This window comes from Arthrobacter sp. NPDC056886 (genome assembly GCF_042788715.1).
GTDB lineage: Bacteria > Actinomycetota > Actinomycetes > Actinomycetales > Micrococcaceae > Arthrobacter.
On the sequence record NZ_JBHUBT010000015.1, the window covers coordinates 32,145 to 51,552 of the forward strand.

The 19,408-nt window shown below is 66.9% G+C and carries 16 protein-coding genes; 14 read left to right on the forward strand and 2 right to left on the reverse strand.

The features are described from left to right. The first annotated feature begins 57 nt into the window (after positions 1-57). The 6 genes from dapA (at position 58) to ACFRJ8_RS21420 (ending at position 7,694) form a co-directional block, all read left to right on the forward strand. On the forward strand, positions 58-966 hold the full coding sequence (gene dapA, locus ACFRJ8_RS21395) for a 4-hydroxy-tetrahydrodipicolinate synthase (RefSeq protein ID WP_377988377.1): 909 nt from the start codon (positions 58-60) through the stop codon (positions 964-966). A gap of 60 nt (positions 967-1,026) precedes the next feature. After that, complete coding sequence (locus ACFRJ8_RS21400; RefSeq protein WP_377988378.1) at positions 1,027-2,718, forward strand: ribonuclease J; 1,692 nt, start codon at positions 1,027-1,029, stop codon at positions 2,716-2,718. 274 nt (positions 2,719-2,992) lie between these two features. Next, positions 2,993-5,923 (forward strand): DNA translocase FtsK, encoded by a 2,931-nt coding sequence (locus tag ACFRJ8_RS21405; protein WP_377988379.1) that lies wholly within the window; start codon positions 2,993-2,995, stop codon positions 5,921-5,923. Positions 5,924-6,014: 91 nt separating this feature from the next. Further along, positions 6,015-6,587 (forward strand): CDP-diacylglycerol--glycerol-3-phosphate 3-phosphatidyltransferase, encoded by a 573-nt coding sequence (gene pgsA / locus ACFRJ8_RS21410; RefSeq protein WP_377988429.1) that lies wholly within the window; start codon positions 6,015-6,017, stop codon positions 6,585-6,587. After that, positions 6,584-7,102: a CinA family protein gene (locus tag ACFRJ8_RS21415; RefSeq protein WP_377988380.1), complete on the forward strand. Its 519-nt coding sequence runs from the start codon at positions 6,584-6,586 to the stop codon at positions 7,100-7,102. The genes pgsA and ACFRJ8_RS21415 overlap by 4 nt, the downstream gene beginning before the upstream one ends. A 139-nt stretch (positions 7,103-7,241) precedes the next feature. Beyond that, complete coding sequence (locus ACFRJ8_RS21420) at positions 7,242-7,694, forward strand: helix-turn-helix domain-containing protein (RefSeq protein WP_018774460.1); 453 nt, start codon at positions 7,242-7,244, stop codon at positions 7,692-7,694. A 107-nt stretch (positions 7,695-7,801) separates the two neighbouring features. Here the strand turns inward: ACFRJ8_RS21420 and ACFRJ8_RS21425 are convergent, their stop codons facing one another. Next, positions 7,802-8,311 (reverse strand): MarR family winged helix-turn-helix transcriptional regulator, encoded by a 510-nt coding sequence (locus ACFRJ8_RS21425; RefSeq protein ID WP_377988381.1) that lies wholly within the window; start codon positions 8,309-8,311, stop codon positions 7,802-7,804. A gap of 41 nt (positions 8,312-8,352) precedes the next feature. Here ACFRJ8_RS21425 and ACFRJ8_RS21430 point away from each other — a divergent pair, with 41 nt between their 5' ends. From ACFRJ8_RS21430 to dapF, 6 genes are all read left to right on the forward strand, one after another. Further along, on the forward strand, positions 8,353-8,589 hold the full coding sequence (locus tag ACFRJ8_RS21430) for a DUF3046 domain-containing protein (protein WP_277526000.1): 237 nt from the start codon (positions 8,353-8,355) through the stop codon (positions 8,587-8,589). Positions 8,590-8,923: 334 nt separating this feature from the next. After that, positions 8,924-9,976 carry a recombinase RecA gene (gene recA / locus ACFRJ8_RS21435; RefSeq protein WP_377988382.1) on the forward strand — a complete coding sequence of 351 codons (1,053 nt, stop codon included), beginning with the start codon at positions 8,924-8,926 and terminating at the stop codon, positions 9,974-9,976. A 184-nt stretch (positions 9,977-10,160) separates the two neighbouring features. Beyond that, positions 10,161-10,631 carry a regulatory protein RecX gene (locus ACFRJ8_RS21440; protein WP_377988383.1) on the forward strand — a complete coding sequence of 157 codons (471 nt, stop codon included), beginning with the start codon at positions 10,161-10,163 and terminating at the stop codon, positions 10,629-10,631. A 151-nt stretch (positions 10,632-10,782) separates the two neighbouring features. Then, positions 10,783-12,297, forward strand: a complete 1,515-nt coding sequence (gene miaB / locus ACFRJ8_RS21445; RefSeq protein ID WP_377988384.1) for a tRNA (N6-isopentenyl adenosine(37)-C2)-methylthiotransferase MiaB — start codon at positions 10,783-10,785, stop codon at positions 12,295-12,297. A gap of 61 nt (positions 12,298-12,358) precedes the next feature. Then, positions 12,359-13,306: a tRNA (adenosine(37)-N6)-dimethylallyltransferase MiaA gene (gene miaA / locus ACFRJ8_RS21450; RefSeq protein ID WP_377988430.1), complete on the forward strand. Its 948-nt coding sequence runs from the start codon at positions 12,359-12,361 to the stop codon at positions 13,304-13,306. Between the two features lie 103 nt (positions 13,307-13,409). After that, a complete protein-coding gene (gene dapF / locus ACFRJ8_RS21455; protein WP_377988385.1) occupies positions 13,410-14,363 on the forward strand; it encodes a diaminopimelate epimerase in 954 nt (317 codons plus the stop codon). On the opposite strand, the gene ACFRJ8_RS21460 is transcribed toward dapF, so the two are convergent. Further along, complete coding sequence (locus ACFRJ8_RS21460; protein ID WP_377988386.1) at positions 14,344-14,958, reverse strand: class I SAM-dependent methyltransferase; 615 nt, start codon at positions 14,956-14,958, stop codon at positions 14,344-14,346. The two genes, dapF and ACFRJ8_RS21460, sit on opposite strands and share 20 nt — an antisense overlap. Positions 14,959-15,558: 600 nt before the next feature. On the opposite strand from ACFRJ8_RS21460, the gene hflX reads away from it, so the two are divergent. After that, entirely contained in the window at positions 15,559-17,166 is a 1,608-nt protein-coding gene (gene hflX, locus ACFRJ8_RS21465) for a GTPase HflX (protein ID WP_377988387.1), read from the forward strand. Then, positions 17,159-19,369, forward strand: a complete 2,211-nt coding sequence (locus ACFRJ8_RS21470) for an ATP-dependent DNA helicase (RefSeq protein WP_377988388.1) — start codon at positions 17,159-17,161, stop codon at positions 19,367-19,369. The genes hflX and ACFRJ8_RS21470 overlap by 8 nt, the downstream gene beginning before the upstream one ends. The last annotated feature ends 39 nt before the right edge of the window (positions 19,370-19,408 follow it).

Here is a 19,408-nt window from a genome sequence, read left to right on the forward strand (position 1 = left end):
GTTCGTCACACCGCCGCCATTGTCCTAACATGCCGCGGACAAGGTAACGTTTTTCATATGGCTGACTCTGAAATTCGCTCTTACACGTTCGGGACCCTCGTGACTGCCATGGTCACGCCTTTCACAACGGACGGTGAGGTCGACTACCAGCAGTCGGCGGAACTGGCGAGCAAGCTCGTCGACGAAGGCAATGATGCCCTCGTCATCTCCGGCACCACGGGTGAGACCTCCACGCTGGAAGACGACGAAAAAGAGAAGCTCTTCCGCGTCATTGTTGAGGCCGTCGGCGACCGCGCCAAGGTCATCGCCGGAACCGGGACCAACCACACTTCGCACTCGATCGAGATGGCCAAGCGCGCCGCCAAGGCGGGAGCCCACGGCCAGCTGATCGTCACGCCGTACTACAACAAGCCGAGCCAGGCCGGCATCCAGGCGCATGTCGAGGCCGTTGCCGACGCCGCCGACCTCCCGGTCATGGTGTACGACATCCCCGGCCGTGCTGGCGTGCCCATAGAGCCGGAGACCATGATTCGGCTCGCCGACCACCCCAACATCGTTGCCTTGAAGGATGCGAAGGCCGATTTCGCCGCCATTACGCGCGTTCTGGCGAACACCGACATTGATGTCTACTCCGGCGATGACGGCCTCACGCTGCCGTGGATGGCTGCCGGCGCCGTCGGGCTGGTCAGCGTCTCCGCGCACGTCGCGTCGCCGCAGTTCCGCGCGCTGATCGATGCCGCACTTGCAGGCGATTTTGCTACCGCCCGCACCATACATTTCGAACTGGACCCCGTTGTCCGCGCAGTGATGACCCACATTCAGGGTGCTGTCGCTGCCAAGCAGGTTCTTAAGTGGCAGGGAGTCCTGCCCAACTCGGTTGTCCGTTTGCCCCTCGTGGAGCCGGGCGAGGCCGAGATCGCAATCATCCGCGAGGATTTGGCGGAAGCGGGGATGGTCTTTTCCTGATCCGGAGTCACTCCTGATCGTTAAGAACCAGCCCGGCCTCCGCCTGGAAAGTAGTGCACTATGACCCAAACCGCCCTTCCCGGCCTTGTCACGCCGCCGCGCCTCCCGAAGAACACCCTGCGGATCGTGCCGCTCGGCGGACTCGGGGAAATCGGTCGCAACATGACCGTCTTCGAGATCGATGGCAAGCTCCTCATCGTTGACTGCGGTGTCCTCTTCCCCGAGGAGACCCAGCCCGGCGTCGACCTGATCCTGCCGGATTTCTCCTACATCGAGAACCGTGTCCAGGACATCGTCGCGGTCGTCCTGACCCACGGTCACGAAGACCACATCGGCGCCGTCCCGTACCTCCTGCGCCTGCGCGCCGACATTCCCGTTGTCGGTTCACAGCTCACGCTGGCCCTCATCGAGGCCAAGCTGCAGGAACACAGGATCAAGCCGAAAACCAAGACCGTCGTCGAAGGCGAGGTCGAGAAGTTCGGGCCCTTCGAATGCGAGTTCGTCGCCGTCAACCACTCCATCCCGGACGCCCTGGCCGTGTTCATCCGCACCTCGGGCGGCACCGTCCTGCACACCGGTGACTTCAAGATGGACCAGCTGCCGCTGGATGGCCGCATTACCGATCTCCGGCACTTCGCCAAGCTCGGCGAAGAGGGCGTGGACCTGTTCATGTCGGATTCGACCAATGCCGACGTTCCCGGCTTCACCACCGCCGAGAAGGAAATCGGGCCCACCCTGGACCGGCTGTTCGGGCAGGCCTCCAAGCGCATCATTGTCGCCTCTTTCTCCTCGCACGTGCACCGCGTCCAGCAGGTCCTCGACGCCGCCGCCAACCACAACCGCAAGGTTGCCTTTGTGGGCCGCTCCATGGTCCGGAACATGGCCATCGCCGCGAAGCTGGGCTACCTCGAGGTGCCTGCCGGGATCCTGGTGGACATCAAGAACATCGACAACCTGCCGGACAACCGGGTCGTGCTGATGTCCACCGGCTCCCAGGGTGAGCCCATGGCGGCCCTGTCCCGCATGGCCAACGGCGACCACCGCGTCGTCGTCGGCGACGGCGACACCGTCATCCTTGCCTCGAGCCTTATCCCCGGCAACGAAAATGCGGTCTTCCGCATCATCAACGGCCTGCTGAAGCTCGGCGCGGACGTCATCCACAAGGGCAACGCCAAGGTGCACGTTTCCGGCCACGCTGCCGCCGGCGAGCTGCTGTACTGCTACAACATCCTCGAGCCGCTCAACGCCATGCCGGTGCACGGCGAAACCCGCCACCTGATCGCCAACGGCAAGATCGCCCTCGAATCCGGCGTGCCGGAGGAGAGCATCCTGCTCGCGGACAACGGCACCGTGATCGACCTTCGCGACCACCAGGCCGACATCGTGGGCCAGGTCGAGGTCGGGTTCGTCTACGTCGACGGTTCCAGCGTCGGCGAAGTCACGGAAGCGGACCTCAAGGACCGCCAGACTCTCGGCGACGAGGGCTTCATCTCCATCATCACGGTCATCCACCGTGCCACCGGCAAGGTGGTGTCCGGGCCGGAGATCCACGCCCGCGGCGTGGCCGAGGATGATTCCGTCTTCGACGAGATCATCCCCAAGATCAACGAGGCCCTCGAAGAAGCCGTGCTGAACCGCACGGACCACACCACGCACCAGCTGCAGCAGGTCGTCCGCCGGGTCGTGGGCACGTGGGTCAACCGCAAGCTGCGCCGCAAGCCCATGATCATCCCGGTGGTCCTTGAGGCGTAAGCCTCAGATGGTTCGCCGGGCGTAAGCCTCAGATGGTTCGCCGGGCGTAAGCCTCAGATGGTTCGCCGGGCGTAAGCCTCAGATGGTTCGCCGGGGCGTAAGCCTCAGATGGTTCACCGGGCGTAAGCCTGGTAAACGGCCTTCCCGGCCAACCGCAGCCTAACGGCCGCGGAAGGCGGGGGAGGCCGTTTTTCTGTTGGCTCTGGCGGCAACATGATCCCGGACGGCCCGGAAATTCGGGGTTTACGGCCCGGCATCCGGTACCGTGGCGAGTATGGCGACTCGTACTTCTTCCGCGCCTAGAGGAAACTCAAGCGGCAAATCAGGCAGTTCTCCCGGCCGGGGGTCCAGTCCCGCCGCATCCAAATCCACCCGGCCGCGGGGAACCACGGGCGGAACCACCGGAACAGCGCGGACCCGGCAGTTGGCCGTAGTTGAGCCGCACCAGCCCTGGGTGGTGCGGGTGCTGGCCGGTGCATGGCTGGGAATCGCCCACGTCGTCGGCGCCGGCATCAGACGGGTCGGCCACGACGTCAGCGACCTCGCTCCGGAGGACCGGCGCGACGGCGCCGCCCTGTTCAACCTGGCACTCGGCGTTTTCGTCGCCACTTTCGCGTGGTGGGGGTTTCGGGGCTGGTTCCCGGACCTTGTCTTCGCGATCGTCAACGGCACCTTCGGCTGGATGTCCCTGCTGCTGCCGCTCATGCTGTTCGTCTGTGCGTTCCGCCTGTTCCGCCAGCCCGACGACGGCCGCGGCAACAACCGGATCGGCATCGGCTTCCTCATCATGACGTTCGCGGGTTCCGGCCTGGCCCACGTCATCGGCGGCCAGCCGACGGTCGCCGACGGCTTCGACGGCCTGCGCAGGGCCGGCGGCATGCTCGGGTACCTCGCCGCCGCCCCGCTGGCCGCCCTGCACACCGCAGTCCCCGTGGCGGTGTACGGCCTGCTGGCGTTCACCTCGCTGCTGATCGTCACCGCGACCCCCTTCGGCGCCATCCCCGGCCGCCTGCGGGACGGGTACGAGCACCTGATGGGCATCGACCTGCACGACGACGACCACGGCGACGGCCACGACCGCAGCTACCTGTACGAAAACGACGCCCCGGCCCCGCCCAAGAAGAAGCGCAAGCGCCTCTTCGGCAAGGACCACGATGACGAGTCCGGCCTGGAAGGCTACGTCGGCGACGAAGCGTTCGAGCGCGCGGTCATCGACGCTGAGGAAGCAGCGGACGAGGCCCCGCCCGCCAAGGGTGCGAAGGGCACCAAGAACCAGGCCAGCGTCGCCCCCGGCGTCCGCCGTCCCACCCAGGCCGAGATTGCCGTCGAAAAGATCAAGGCCGCCCAAGGCCTCGGCACGGCGGGATCCGCTGGCGAAAACGCCACCGAGGCCATCCCGCTGGTCACCCCAGGGATGGTGGCTGCGGGCTCGCTCAATCCCGCTGCCGCCGCGGCAGCCGCCATGGTCCCCTCCAACCCGGTGGCGCCGGCACCGCTGCCCACCCCGATTCCGCAGCGCACCGAACAGCTCTCCCTGGCCGGCGACGTCACCTACACCCTGCCGGCGTCGGACGTGCTGACACCCGGCTCCATCCCCAAGGAACGCACCGAGGCCAACGACGCGATTGTCGCCTCGCTCACCGAGACCCTCAACCAGTTCAACGTGGAGGCCCAGGTCACCGGCTTCAGCCGAGGCCCCACCGTGACCCGGTACGAAATCGAACTGTCCCCGGGCACCAAGGTGGAGCGGGTCACCGCACTGTCCAAGAACATCTCCTATGCGGTCGCGAGCTCGGATGTGCGCATCCTGAGCCCCATCCCGGGCAAGTCCGCCATCGGCATCGAAATCCCGAACACGGACCGCGAAACCGTGTCCCTGGGCGACGTGCTCCGCAGCCAGAACGCCCGCCGCACCGACCACCCCATGGTCATGGGGGTCGGCAAGGACGTCGAGGGCGGGTACGTCGTGGCCAACCTCGCCAAGATGCCGCACTTGCTCGTGGCCGGTGCCACCGGAGCCGGCAAGTCCTCGTTCGTGAACTCGATGATCACATCGATCCTGATGCGGGCCACCCCGGACGAGGTCCGCATGGTCATGGTGGACCCCAAGCGCGTTGAACTCACGGCCTACGAAGGGGTCCCGCACCTCATCACTCCGATCATCACCAACCCGAAAAAGGCGGCCGAGGCCCTGCAGTGGGTGGTCCGGGAAATGGACGCCCGCTATGACGACCTCGCCAATTACGGCTTCAAGCACATTGACGACTTCAACAAGGCCGTCCGGGCCGGCAAGGTCCACCCGCCGGTCGATTCCAAGCGCGTCATCAAGCCGTACCCGTACCTGCTGGTGATCGTGGACGAGCTCGCTGACCTCATGATGGTGGCCCCGCGCGACGTCGAAGACTCGATTGTCCGCATCACCCAGCTGGCCCGCGCCGCCGGCATCCACCTGGTCCTGGCCACCCAGCGCCCGTCGGTCGACGTCGTGACCGGCCTGATCAAGGCGAACGTGCCCTCCCGCATGGCTTTCGCCACCTCCTCTGTCACCGACTCCCGGGTGGTCCTGGACCAGCCGGGCGCCGAAAAACTCATCGGCCAGGGCGATGCCCTGTTCCTGCCGATGGGAGCCTCCAAGGCGATGCGTGTCCAGGGGGCCTGGGTCACCGAGTCCGAGATCCACAAGGTGGTCGAGCACGTCAAGGGCCAACTCAAGGCCGTCTACCGCGACGACGTCGCGCCTGAAGCGCAGAAGAAGCAGATCGACGACGACATCGGGGACGATCTCGAGGTCCTGCTCCAGGCCACCGAGCTCGTGGTCACCACCCAGTTCGGCTCAACCTCGATGCTGCAGCGCAAGCTCCGGGTCGGCTTCGCGAAGGCCGGACGCCTCATGGACCTGCTCGAGTCCAGGGGAGTGGTGGGACCCTCCGAAGGTTCCAAGGCGCGCGACGTGCTGGTCAAGCCGGACGACCTCGCCGCCGTGCTGGCCGCGATGAAGGGCCAGGACGGCCCGGTGGCCGCTGACTCGCAGACCGCGGCCCTGAGCGATAACGCCAACGCGAACATCGCTCAGGGCGGCTACGCGGAGGACCTCGTGGCGGCCGACCTGGAGAACCGCACTCAGGCGATCGAGTACCACGACGGCGCCGACGCCGGCTCCGACGAGGACGGCTCAGAGGATGCCTGGTCGCTCACCGGACGGTAGAGAGCGAAGCGGGTAGCCTAGGAAGGTGAATAGCGCCGACTCCAACGCCGGATCCGCCTCGCGGATCTGGAACCTGCCGAATATCCTGACGATGCTGCGGATAGTGCTGGTGCCGTTCTTCATCTGGTTCCTCATCCTCGACGCTCCGGGACTGCATGCCCAGAACGGCCCCTGGCGCTGGGCGGCCGCCTTCGTTTTCGCGGTGGCCATCTACACTGACAAGCTAGACGGCGACATCGCCCGGTCCCGCGGCCTGGTCACCGACTTTGGCAAGATTGCCGACCCGATCGCCGACAAGCTCCTGATCGGCTCCGCGCTGGTCATGCTCTCGCTGCTCCAGGAACTGCCGTGGTGGGTCACCATCCTGATCCTGGTCCGGGAGTGGGGCATCACCGCGCTGCGGTTCTTCGTCATCCGCTACGGCGTCATCCCGGCCTCGCGCGGGGGCAAGCTCAAGACGGTGGTGCAGACGGCGGCCATCTTCCTGTACGTCCTTCCGTTGGCATCCCTTGCCCCGTGGCTGGGCGTTGTGGCGTTCGTCGTGATGATGGCGGCGCTGGTCATCACGCTGTGGACCGGCGGCGAATATGTCATCGAGGCCCTCAAGCTGCGGGCCGCCGGCATCAGGGCAGAGAAGGCACGGGTAAGGGAGAACAAGCAATGAACCATCCGGACCCCCATCTGCACCCCAACCTGCACCGCCTGGCGGAGCAGGCCGTCACCGGCGCCCTCGGCCGCGGAATGACGGCCGCCACTGCCGAATCACTCACCGCCGGGATGGTCACCGCCGTGCTGGCCGACACGCCTGGCGCCTCCGGGATGCTGCAGGGCGGGGTGGTGTCCTACGCCAACAAGGTCAAGGCCGACGTCCTGGGCGTCCCCGGCGAACTGCTCGACGCCGTCGGCTCCGTAGACGGCCAAGTCGCCGCGGCCATGGCCGACGGTGCGCGGCGCATCTGCGGCGCCGACGTCGGCGTGTCCACCACCGGCGTGGCCGGGCCGGAACCCCACGACGGCAAAGCGGTGGGCACGGTCTTTATCGGCATTGCCACGGCGGGAGGATCGACGTCGTACCCCTATTCCTTTGAAGGGAGCCGCGCGGAGATCCGCGCACTCGCGTGCGGCGCAGCCCTTGAACGTCTGCTGGAAGCTCTATCTTCCGAAGGCTACCGGGCGTAAAGTTGCCGGGAACAAAAGTTGATCCCGAATAGTTGTTACATTGTGTCGCTTCCAAATAAGGGAGGCGCCTAGGATGAAATCATCAGCAGAGTCCGCCCCCACCGGCGGACTCGACAGTACGAGGAGCAAGGCGATACAGATGGTAAAGCAGCCCGTATCCGTAAACGGCGTTGTCCGCTGGAAGGATGTGGGCCTCGCCGATCAGGCCAAGAGCGAACAGAAGGAGCGCAAGATGGTTGTACTTCGTCACGAAATCGGTGATGTCCTGCGCGATGTCCGCCAGCGCCAAGGCCGTACGCTCCGCGAAGTCTCGCACAGTGCCCGTGTTTCCCTGGGCTACCTGAGCGAAGTGGAACGCGGCCAGAAGGAAGCCTCCTCGGAGTTGCTGTCCTCGATCTGCTCGGCCCTCGATGTTCCGCTTTCGAGCATGCTCCGCGAAGTCAGCGACCGCGTGGCGGTCGCCGAGGGCGTCGCGGTTCCGGACACCGTCCCCCAGGAGTTCGCGCAGCGCTACGGCCGCGACCTCGACCGAGAACTCAACTCCGACCTCAGCGACGAGCTGGCGAAGGGCCTCCTTTCCGGAGCTCGCTAGACGTCAACTCACCTAAGACGCAAGAAAGGACCTCCGGCCCAGGCCGGGGGTCCTTTGACGTGTGCCTGACGTGTGCCGCGGATGACTTGCGCACCCCGCCGGAGGAATCAGGCGGTCTCGTCCCGGGGGAACCCGTCGCGTTCGTAGGTGGCGTTGAGTTTCGCCATGTACATGGCAAGAGCCTGCAGGTCCTCGGCGGGCCACTCTGCCAGGCGTTCCCGAAACACCTCACGCCGGGCGTCCTGAACCTGGTGCATCCGTGCCTCGCCTTCGGGCGTCAGCTGAATTGACTGCGCCCGGCCGTCCAGCGGGTCGGCCTCTTTCGAGACCAGGCCGAGGCCCTCAAGGAAGGCGATCTGCCGGCTCACCGAAGGCTTGCCGACGCCGATGCAGGACGCGAGGTCGGTGAGCCTGATGGGGCCCTGCTTGCGGATCACACTCAGAAGCCCGTAGGCGGCGGGCTCCATGTCCGGGTGGACCTGGCGCGAGAGCTGATGGGAAATCGACCGGCCCCGGCGCCAGAGCAGGCTCAGCTGGTTCTCGACGGCGTCCAGGGCGGCGTCCGCGCCGGCGTTTTCGGGAGAGGAATCTCCCGCGGACTCAGTTGGGTTGCTCATGGCAACCATTCTAGAGTCCTAGGCCGTGAGAGACTTTACTCGTGCGAATCAGTGACTTTTGGCGGCTAATGGACGACGAGTTCGGGGCGGGGTACTCCCGCGTCCTGAGCAGTTCGCTGGTCCTGGCAGGAGTCGGGGGACGCACGGCGGACCAGGCCCTCAGCGCCGGCGTTCCTCCCCGTCAGGTGTGGCTTGCCCTGTGCGACGTCCAAGACGTCCCGCCGGAGCGCCGCCTGGGCCGGGACGTCAAACCCCGCGACACCACCGGACCCCACTGACGCTCCACGCCGCCTGCATGGGCCGACGCCTGACACGCCGCCGGCCGGGACTGGCACTGCCACGCCGCTGGCATGGGCTGACGCCTGACACGCCGCCCGCCGGGACTGGCACTGCCACGCCGCTGGCATGGGCTGACGCCTGACACGCCGCCCGGTTGTTCGAATACCTGTTCGGATAGCGATATGCTTTTTTCAGAGCGTTTTCCCGATGCAGCGTTTTCCACATAGGTGGCTCTCTCGACAACTTTGTCGGAGGGTGCAGGTAGCGTCAGTGATGACAGACGAAGGGCCTACAGGGCCACTCCACAGCGAGAAAGTATTAGAGGTGTGAATCATGGCCGCAGCCCCGGATCGCCAGAAGGCGCTCGACGCAGCGCTTGCCCAGATTGACAAGCAGTTCGGCAAAGGCTCGGTCATGCGCCTCGGCGATGAAGTCCGTGCGCCCATCGAGGTCATCCCCACCGGCTCCATCGCATTGGACGTCGCCCTGGGAATTGGCGGCCTGCCCCGCGGCCGCGTCGTGGAAATCTACGGTCCGGAATCATCCGGTAAGACCACGGTCGCGCTGCACGCGGTCGCCAACGCCCAGCGCCAAGGCGGCATCGCCGCCTTCATCGACGCCGAGCACGCACTCGATCCCGAATACGCCGCGAAGCTGGGCGTCGACACCGACGCGCTCCTGGTCTCCCAGCCGGACACCGGTGAGCAGGCACTGGAAATCATGGACATGCTCATCGGCTCCGGTTCCCTTGACGTCATTGTCATCGACTCGGTAGCCGCCCTCGTTCCCCGCGCGGAAATCGAAGGCGACATGGGCGATAGCCACGTGGGCCTGCAGGCCCGCCTGATGAGCCAGGCGCTCCGTAAGATCACCGGCCGCCTGAGCCAGACGAAAACCACGGCTATCTTCATCAACCAGCTGCGTGAAAAGATCGGTGTCTTTTTCGGCTCCCCGGAGACCACCACCGGTGGTAAGGCGTTGAAGTTCTACGCCTCCATCCGCATCGACGTCCGCCGGATCCAGACCCTGAAAGAGGGCGCGGATTCCGTCGGCAACCGCACTAAGGCCAAAATCGTCAAGAACAAGATGGCCCCACCCTTCAAGATCGCCGAGTTCGACATCATTTACGGCCAGGGCATTTCCCGTGAGGGCGGCATTATCGACATGGGGGTCGAGCACGGCCTGATCAAGAAGTCGGGCTCCTGGTTCACCTACGATGGCGACCAGCTGGGTCAGGGCATGGAGAACTCCCGCCGCTTCCTGCGCGACAACCCGGAGCTGGCATCCGAACTCGAGCGCCTGATCAAGGAAAAGCTCGGCGTAGGCGTGAAGGCCCCGGCCGAAACCGAGGAGTCACCGAAGCTGAAGGCCGTTGACGGCTTCTAACGCAGGAGCGGGCCGTGGGTCAGGGTTCCGTCAGAGGGACCCGGACCGGGACGGCGCTGCCGACCCGCTTGCCGGTTCCGCCGGGCACAGTTCCCGCGGCGCTGGCGGCTCCCGCCGCTCAAGGGCGGCGCCGTCTCCGGAACTGGATCCAGACGCGGACCCGGCAGCGGTTGCTCGCGCCATCGTGTTGCGGCAGCTGACAAATTCGCCCAAGAGCCGGCTGCAGCTCGCGCGCAAGCTGGCCGAGCGCAACGTTCCCGAGGACGTCGCCGACGCCGTGCTGGACCGCTTCGAGGAAGTGCGTCTGGTTGACGACGCCGAGTTTGCTGACTTGTGGGTCCGCAGCAGGTCCCAAACGCGCAAACTTGCCAAGGGGGCCCTGCGGCGCGAACTCGCAGACAAGGGCGTCGACCCGGAAACCGCCGCCGGTGCGCTGGAACAGCTCAGCGACGCCGACGAAGAATCGGCCGCCCGTGAACTCGTGGAGCGCAAGCTGCGGGGCTTCACCGGCGGTGAAGACCGTGCGGAGCGTGACAAGATCACCCGCCGCCTCGCGTCAATGCTGGCCCGCAAGGGATACCAGCCCTCGCTCGCCTTCCGGATTGTGGGCGAGGTGCTCGACGCTGCCACCGGCCGTGCCGATGCCGGGGATTAAGGCTGCTGTTCCGGGGTCTTCGCAGGCCCTGCCACTGCCCGTTACCCATACCCGTTACCCTTAACAAGTGAGTTTTACCATTCCCTCCCCAGCAGCCGTCACGACTTCTCCAGCAACGCCTCCGGCAGTGCCGCCGGCATTCAGTACAGACGTGGCTGCCGCAACGGAAAGTTCCCGGCCGGCCCAGCCCCGCACCTACCAGGTGGGCACCTTCGGCTGCCAGATGAACGTGCACGATTCGGAGCGGATGGCCGGCATGCTGGAAGCCGCAGGCTACGTTCCGTCTGCCGGTGAGCTGGCCGACGTCGTGGTCTTCAACACCTGCGCGGTCCGCGAGAATGCCGACAACAAGCTGTACGGCAACCTCGGCATCCTCGCCCCGGTCAAGGCAGCCAACCCGGGAATGCAGATCGCCGTTGGCGGATGTCTCGCGCAGAAGGACCGGGAGACCATCCTCAAGAAGGCGCCGTGGGTGGACGCCGTGTTCGGCACCCACAACGTCGGTGCCCTGCCGGCGCTGCTTGACCGGGCCCGCCACAACAACGAGGCCCAGCTGGAGATCCTCGAATCCCTCGATGTGTTTCCCTCCACTCTCCCCACCAAGCGGGACTCAGTCTATTCAGGCTGGGTATCGATCTCCGTGGGCTGCAACAACACCTGCACCTTCTGCATCGTCCCGGCCCTGCGGGGCAAGGAAAAGGACCGTCGCCCCGGCGAGATCCTGGCCGAAATCCAGGCGCTCGTGGATGACGGCGCCATCGAAGTAACACTGCTGGGCCAAAACGTGAACTCCTACGGCGTCGAATTCGGCGACCGGCAGGCCTTCTCCAAGCTCCTGCGGGCCTGCGGCGACATCCCGGGCCTGGAGCGCGTCCGGTTCACCAGCCCGCACCCGGCCGCCTTCACCGACGACGTCATTGACGCCATGGCCGAGACCCCCAATGTCATGCCGCAGCTGCACATGCCCTTGCAGTCCGGCTCTGACAAAGTCCTCAAGGATATGAAGCGGTCCTACCGCTCCACCAAGTTCCTGGGCATCCTGGACAAGGTCCGCGAGAAGATCCCGCACGCCGCCATCTCCACGGACATCATCGTCGGGTTCCCCGGCGAGACGGAGGAGGACTTCCAGGCCACGCTCGACGTCGTGGAGAAGTCCCGGTTCGCCACCGCCTTCACCTTCCAGTACTCCAAGCGACCGGGCACGCCTGCCGCTGACCTGCCGGACCAGCTACCCAAGGCTGTGGTCCAGGAACGCTTTGAACGCCTCACGGCCCTGCAGGACCGGATTGCCGCAGAGGAAAACGCCCGGCAGCTCGGCCGCCGCGTCGAGGTCATGGTGACAGCCCAATCGGGCCGCAAAGCCCAGGAAACCCACCGCCTCTCCGGCCGGTCCCAGGACCAGCGGCTGGTGCACTTCTCCGTGCCCGCCGGCGCCGAGGTGCCCCGGCCCGGCGACCTGGTGACCGTCACCATCACAGAGGCGGCCGCTTTCCACCTCGTCTCCGACCCTGCATCGGCAGATGACTACAGCCTGCGCCGGTCCCGTGCCGGTGACGCCTGGGACCGTTCCCAGGCAGACTCCTGCGGCGCCCCCGCCCCGGCCAGCGCGTCGGGCACCTCCGGCGTGTCCCTGGGTATGCCCAGCCTCCCGGTCCGCGGCCGCTAGCGCCGTGCCTGGCCAGCAGGGCACCGCACAGGCCGCCGCGGCCACGGTGGAGCCGGATGCGCTGCCAAGTGCAACGCCGGGTGCACGGCCGGCTGCGCCGCCGGTGATCGCCGTCGTCGGCCCCACGGGGTCCGGCAAGTCAGACCTGGCTGTCGCCCTCGCCCTCGAGCTCGACGGGGAAGTCATCAACGCCGACTCGATGCAGTTCTACCGCGGCATGGACATCGGCACCGCCAAGATCACCGACGCCGAACGCCGGGGCGTGCCGCATCACCTCCTGGACATTCTGGACGTGACCGAGGAAGCGTCCGTTTCGGATTTCCAGCAGCAGGCCCGTGCCCTGATCGCCGACATCCACGGCCGCGGGAAGCGGGCCATCCTGGCCGGCGGCTCGGGACTCTACGTCCGCGCCGTGCTCGATGTCCTGGAGTTCCCCGGTACGGATCCGGACATCCGCCGCCGGCTCGAGACGGAACTGGCCACGGCGGGACCCGCGCCGCTGCGGGAACGGCTGGAAGCAGTGGACCCCGTGTCGGCGGGCAGGCTGGGCGATGACCGCAGGATCATCCGCGCCCTGGAGGTCTTCGAGCTCACCGGGCGCCCGTTCAGCTCCTTCATGCCGGCCCGCGAGTACTTCGAGCCTGCCGTCCAGATCGGCCTCGACGTGGACCGGGAACGGCTCAGGGAGCGCCTTGCCCAGCGCGTCCACGCGATGGTGGATCAGGGGCTGCTGGACGAAGTGCGCCGGCTGGACGCCGCAGGGCTCCGCACCGGCAGGACCGCGCCACGCGCCCTCGGCTATGCCCAGTTCCTCCGGGTCCTCGACGGTGAAGCCAGCCTGGAGCAGGCCGCGGACGAAACAATCATCGCCACCCGGCAGTTCGCGCGCCGCCAGCTGACCTGGTTCCGGGCCGATCCCCGTGTCACCTGGCTGGGCTGGCGCGATCCTGACCTGGTGGCCGAAGCCGCAGCATTGTGCCGCCCGGCGCCCCTTCTGCCGCCGGCGTAGCGATCGGGTCTCGGTCTCGGTCTCTGTCACGGTCACGGTCTAGGTAACGGTCACGGCCGGTCACGGTGCCGGAGCGGTCAGGGCGGACCGGTAACCTTGAAGCATGGACGAATCCCAAGCCGTAGCCGCCGACCGCACTGCCGGCGATACCGCACCGCTCAGCGGTCTGAAGTTTTCCAAAGGCCACGGAACGGGCAATGACTTTGTCCTGATGGCAGATCCCAACGGCACACTCTCGCTCAGCCCCGAGCACGTCGCGGCGCTCTGCGACCGCCACCGCGGCATCGGCGGCGACGGACTCATTCGGGCCGTACCTTCCCGGCTCCTGCCCGAGGGGCAGGAATTGCTGGCCGCGCACCCTGACGCCGAGTGGTTCATGGACTACCGCAACGGCGACGGCTCGCTGTCCGAGATGTGCGGCAACGGAGTCCGCGTCTTTGTGCACTTCCTCATCGCCGAAGGACTCGTGGATCTCCCGGCAGGCGAGTCCCTCGTCATTGGAACCCGGGGCGGTGCCAAGACGATCGTCCGGACAGCTGCGGGCTACGCCGTGGACATGGGCCCCTGGGAGTTCATCTTCCCGGGCGAGGCCACCGCACGGGCCATGGATTCGCTCGTCAGCGCCGAGGGGCTCGAAGTCGCCCGGCCCGCCCTTTCCGTCAGCATGGGCAACCCGCACACAGTGGTGGCCCTGGCCGAGACCGCCGAACTCGAGGCCACACAGCTGTTCACCGCCCCACGGGTAGACCCGACGCCGCCGCACGGGACCAACGTCGAATTCGTCGTGCCGTCCGAACCGCTGGTCCACGACGGCACCGGCACCATCACCATGCGGGTCCACGAGCGCGGGGTGGGGGAGACCCAATCATGCGGCACCGGCGCCTGCGCCGCCGCCGTCGCCATTCGCCACTGGGCCGGCCAGGGCGCACCGGACGCGTGGAACGTCCACGTTCCCGGCGGCGTCGTCGGTGTGAAATTCTTCCTGGGCCCGGAGGGGCACGAACACGTCGAACTCAGCGGCCCGGCCGTGATCGTCGCTAGCGGGACGCTTTCCTGACCCGAAGGATCCGGAACGACTTCGACGTGCTCTCCCGGGTCACGGTGAAGCTGGAGTCGAGTTCGGCCGCCAGCCAGCGCTGCAGCGAGTCGGAGCCGAGGTTCTTCTGCACCACGAGCCAGGCCGATCCACCCGGCGCCAGCCTGGGAACCCACAGGCGCAAGAGGGCATGAAGCTCATCCTTGCCGATCCGGATCGGCGGGTTGGACCAGATGGTGTCAAAGCGCAGTTCGGAGTCCACAGCGTCCGGAGTGCTGGCGGTGACGTTGCTCAGCCCCAACAGCCCGGCGTTTTCGTTGGTGAGGGTCACGCAGCGTTCGTTCACGTCCACCGCGTAGACGTGGGCGTGCGGTGCCCGCAGGGCCATGGTCAGTGCGATCGGTCCCCAGCCGCAGCCGATATCCAGCAGGTTGCCCTGCGGCGCCGGAGCCGGGACGTCGGCGAGCAGCACGGCCGTTCCCTTGTCGATCCCGTCCGGGCTGAAGATCCCTGAGGACGTCTGCAGGCGGCGCGTTTCACCGGCGAGATCCACGGTGAGCGGCTTGCGGGTGAAGGGCCCGGCCGGCTGGGCGCTGAAATAATGTGCAGACTCCATAATGGGCCAGATTAGTTGGCGGCCCGCCCCCTTGGGAAACCGGGCGGGAGCCTTGACGTCTGCTACGCTAAAAAACATGATCTTGATCTCCAAGTAGCCGGCACGGGCCTTGTCCCATCCCCGGGGTGAAGTCTGTCCCAGGAGTGACATCCCGTCCCCGGAGCGACGCAGGTAAACGCCTTCCGCTGAGTGCGCCATCGCTAGGGTGAGTTTTCTCACCCGCTGGGCGCATGCACCACTTGGAATCCAGCCATTTCCTGAGCACCTTGTTGTGCCGGCACCGTGTCCTGCTGGCACCGTGCTCCCCGGGCCGCTCGCAGGCCCGGTTCGGCGGAGGGCACCTACCTCACTGTGTTTACTACAGGCAGCGTTTTCCACAGGCACCGCCTCGCATAGCCAGTGTTCTCACAGCCAGGCGCTTCTGCCGCCTCTACCCAACACCTAGCCACCGCTCCGGACGGAGCCAGCCCCGCCCCGGCACCGTTGCCGCGGGCAATCCAGGAGGCCTGCATGACCCCCCGCCGTCAGCCCAGCGCGAATACCGCCCCACAGAGCACCAATCGGCACTATTCTGAAAGTGCCGAACCCTTAAAGGAGACCATGACCAGCCACCCCAACACCGGACCCGATTCAGCAGCCCAGGACATGAGTCCTGAGGAGATTCAGGCTGTAATCGACCGGATCCTGTCCAAGGACACCCCCGCCCCAGGCGCAGGCCGTGGCGGCGGCTCCGGAGCGGGCGCCAACGGAGGCGCCGGCGTGACCGGCGGCCCGACGTCGGTACTCGGCAAAGCACAGGCCATCTCCCGCCTGGACGAGGTGTACACCAACTTCGACGGCGACCAGCAGGATCTTGAGGAACGCCACGCGTTGCGCCGCAAGGCCGGCCTGTCCACCGAACTCGAAGACGTCACCGAGGTCGAATACCGGCAGTTGCGCCTTGAGCGCGTCGTCCTGGCCGGCCTCTGGACCGAAGGCACCCTCGCGGATGCCGAGAACTCGCTGCGCGAACTCGCGGCCCTCGCCGAGACCGCCGGCTCGGAGGTCCTCGACGGGCTGGTCCAGCGGCGGGCCAAGCCCGATCCCGGAACCTTCCTCGGCTCCGGCAAGGCGCAGGAACTCAAAGCCATCGTGATGTCCACCGGCGCCGACACCGTAGTGGTCGACGCCGAATTGGCCCCGTCCCAGCGGCGCGGCTTGGAGGACATCGTCAAGGTCAAGGTCATTGACCGCACGGCGCTGATCCTGGATATCTTTGCGCAGCACGCGAAGAGCCGCGAAGGCAAGGCGCAGGTGGAGCTGGCGCAGCTGGAATACCTGCTGCCGCGCCTGCGTGGCTGGGGCGAGTCGATGTCCCGCCAGGCCGGTGGCCAGGTGGGCGGGGCCGGCGCCGGCATGGGTTCGCGTGGTCCCGGTGAAACCAAGATCGAACTGGACCGCCGCCGGATCCGCACCCGGATGGCCAAGCTGCGGCGTGAAATCGCCGCCATGAAGCCCGCCCGGGAAACAAAGCGGGCCAACCGCCGTCGTAATGCGGTGCCCTCGGTGGCGATCGCCGGGTACACCAACGCCGGGAAATCCTCGCTGCTGAACAGGCTGACCGACGCCGGGGTGCTGGTGGAGAACGCCCTGTTCGCCACCCTGGACCCCACCGTCCGCAAGGCCGAAACCGCTGACGGGCTGGGGTACACCCTGGCGGACACCGTGGGATTTGTCCGGTCCCTGCCCACCCAGCTCGTGGAGGCATTCCGCTCCACGCTGGAAGAGGTGGCCGACTCGGACCTGATCCTGCACGTCGTGGACGTCTCGCACCCGGATCCGGAAGGCCAGATCGCCGCTGTCCGGACCGTCTTCAGCGAAGTCGACGCGCGCAAGGTTCCGGAAATCATTGTCCTGAACAAGGCCGACGCCGCAGACCCGTTTGTGGTGGAGCGGCTCAAGCAGCGTGAACCGCGCCACGTGGTGGTCTCGGCCCGCACCGGTGAAGGCATTCCGGAGCTGCTCAAGGCCATCAGCGACGGCATTCCGCGGCCCAGCGTGAAGCTTGAACTGCTGATCCCGTACAACCGCGGGGACCTGCTCAGCAAGCTCCACGAGACCGACGCCGAGATCCTCAGCCTCGACCACGAGGAGACCGGGACCCGAGCCGTGGTGATGGTGCGTGAAGGACTCGCAGCCGAACTGGATCCCTTCGTCAGTAATGACTGAGGCTGCGGTGACCAGGGCTGACGCCGGACCTGCTGACGCCGACGCGTCTGACGCTGAATTGGACGCCGCCGGAGGTGCGGGCGCATCGGCCGGCGCCGACGTCGGCTTAGAAGGCGGCTTAGAAGGTGGCTCAGACGCCGAAGGCGACGCCGCTGCGGTTGCGGGCGCGGCCGGTGAGGAGTTCGTGGTTAAACTTCTCGACCGTGCCGTGTCCGGCATGGGCGGCCAGAGCCGCGATGGCCAGCACGAAATGGCCCGGCAGGTGGCGCGCGCGATAGACAGCGGCGACCACCTGCTGGTCCAGGCCGGCACCGGGACCGGCAAATCCCTGGCGTACCTGATTCCGCTGATCGCCCATTCGCTGACCAGCAACAAGCCCACCCTGGTCTCCACCGCAACCCTGGCGCTGCAGACGCAGATCGTGGGCCGGGACCTGCCCAGGCTGCTCAAGACCATCACCCCTGCCCTGGCACGGCCCGTCAAGGTCGCCCTGGTGAAGGGCCGGTCCAACTACGTGTGCCGGCACAAGCTCGAGGGCGGTTTCCCGTCCGAGGAACCTTCCGAGGGACAGCTGTTTTCCCTCGGGGAGGATACCAGCGTGCCGCATTTCGCCGCCGCAGTGGGCGGGCCGTCCTCGCAAATGGGCAAGGAAGTCGTCCGCCTGCGCGAATGGGCTGAGGGGACCACGACGGGGGACCGCGACGAGCTCATGCCAGGCGTCACGGACCGGGCATGGCGCCAGGTCTCGGTCACCTCCATGGAGTGCCTCGGCGCGCAGAAGTGCCCGCTCGCGGCCGAATGCTTCAGCGAGCTGGCCCGGCAGAACGCCGCCGACGCCGACGTCGTGGTCACCAACCACGCCATGCTGGCCGTCAGCGCCTTCGAAGGCCTGGCGGTGCTGCCCGAGTACGACGTCGTGGTGGTGGATGAGGCGCACGAACTTCAGGACCGCGTCACGGGCGCGGTCTCCGGCCAGCTCTCCGTGGCGATGGTGCATGCCGCCGCGTCCGGGGCCCGGAAACACACGGGCATCACCGTGGACGCGCTGAACAATGCTGCCTCCCATCTGGAGCTGGCGATCGACGGCGTCCCGAGTGGGTTGATGCCCAACGGGCTGAACAGCGAGCAGCTGGACTGCATCGACCAGCTGCGCGACGCGTGCCGCGCCGCCCTGTCTGATTCGAAGGGGGACAGCTCCGTGTCGGCCGACGGCGGACGCCAGCTGGCCCGCTCACGCCTGATGGTCATCCTGGAACTCTGTGAGCGGCTCCTGGCAGCGCGCGAAAACCGCGAAGTGGTGTGGTTCTCCCGCAACAGCAGCTTCGACCCGGCGCAGGGCTACTCCCAGCCGGACGAGAGCTCGCCGGCATTGATCAATGTTGCGCCGTTGAGCGTCGCGGGGCGTCTGCGCGAGGGTTTGTTCGCGGACCACACCGTCATCCTGACCTCGGCCACGCTGGCCATCGGCGCTGCCTTCGAGCCGGCTGCCGGCGGCCTCGGCCTCGTTGGCAACGGCGCCCCGAGCTGGACCGGCGTCGACGTCGGATCCCCCTTCGACTATCCGAAGCAGGGCATCCTCTACGTCGCCCGGCACCTGCCCAAACCCGGCCGCGGAACGTCCCCCGAGGCCTTGGACGAACTCGAGAAGCTGATCCGCGCTTCCGGCGGCGGTGCCTTGTGCCTGTTTTCCTCGCGGCGCGCGGCCGAGGAAGCCGCCGAGGCCATGCGGCCCCGGCTGGGCCTCAGCATCCTGTGCCAGGGGGAGTCGACCATGACGGCGCTTGTGCGGCAGTTTGCGGACGAGCCGGACACCTGTTTGTTCGGCACGATGTCCCTGTGGCAGGGCGTCGACGTTCCCGGAGTGTCCTGCCGGCTGGTGGTCATTGACCGGATTCCGTTCCCGCGGCCGGACGATCCGCTGATGACGGCACGCTCGCGGGCCGTCGCCCAGGCCGGCGGCAATGGCTTCATGTCCGTCTCGGCCACGCACGCCGCCATTCGGCTCGCGCAGGGCGCCGGACGGCTGATCCGCTCGACGTCGGACAAGGGCGTGGTAGCGGTGCTGGATTCGCGGCTGTCCACGGAGCGCTACGGCGGATTCCTTCGCGCCGCGCTGCCGCCCTTCTGGCCCACCACCGATTCGTCGATAGCCATGGCGGCCCTGGAGCGCCTGGCCAAAGAATCGGCACAGGCCGCCAAATAGGCAATTGGGGAGCCAGTCGACCAGAAAACGCGAACGTCC

Coding starts and splice junctions, on each gene's coding strand:
- ACFRJ8_RS21425 (WP_377988381.1), bottom strand. CDS start 8,311: ATGAGCAACCCAACTGAGTCCGCGGGAGATTCCTCTCCCGAAAACGCC.
- hflX (WP_377988387.1), top strand. CDS start 15,559: ATGACCAGCCACCCCAACACCGGACCCGATTCAGCAGCCCAGGACATG.
- ACFRJ8_RS21400 (WP_377988378.1), top strand. CDS start 1,027: ATGACCCAAACCGCCCTTCCCGGCCTTGTCACGCCGCCGCGCCTCCCG.
- ACFRJ8_RS21405 (WP_377988379.1), top strand. CDS start 2,993: ATGGCGACTCGTACTTCTTCCGCGCCTAGAGGAAACTCAAGCGGCAAA.
- ACFRJ8_RS21420 (WP_018774460.1), top strand. CDS start 7,242: ATGGTAAAGCAGCCCGTATCCGTAAACGGCGTTGTCCGCTGGAAGGAT.
- ACFRJ8_RS21470 (WP_377988388.1), top strand. CDS start 17,159: ATGACTGAGGCTGCGGTGACCAGGGCTGACGCCGGACCTGCTGACGCC.
- recA (WP_377988382.1), top strand. CDS start 8,924: ATGGCCGCAGCCCCGGATCGCCAGAAGGCGCTCGACGCAGCGCTTGCC.
- dapF (WP_377988385.1), top strand. CDS start 13,410: ATGGACGAATCCCAAGCCGTAGCCGCCGACCGCACTGCCGGCGATACC.
- pgsA (WP_377988429.1), top strand. CDS start 6,015: ATGCTGCGGATAGTGCTGGTGCCGTTCTTCATCTGGTTCCTCATCCTC.
- ACFRJ8_RS21415 (WP_377988380.1), top strand. CDS start 6,584: ATGAACCATCCGGACCCCCATCTGCACCCCAACCTGCACCGCCTGGCG.
- dapA (WP_377988377.1), top strand. CDS start 58: ATGGCTGACTCTGAAATTCGCTCTTACACGTTCGGGACCCTCGTGACT.
- ACFRJ8_RS21460 (WP_377988386.1), bottom strand. CDS start 14,958: ATGGAGTCTGCACATTATTTCAGCGCCCAGCCGGCCGGGCCCTTCACC.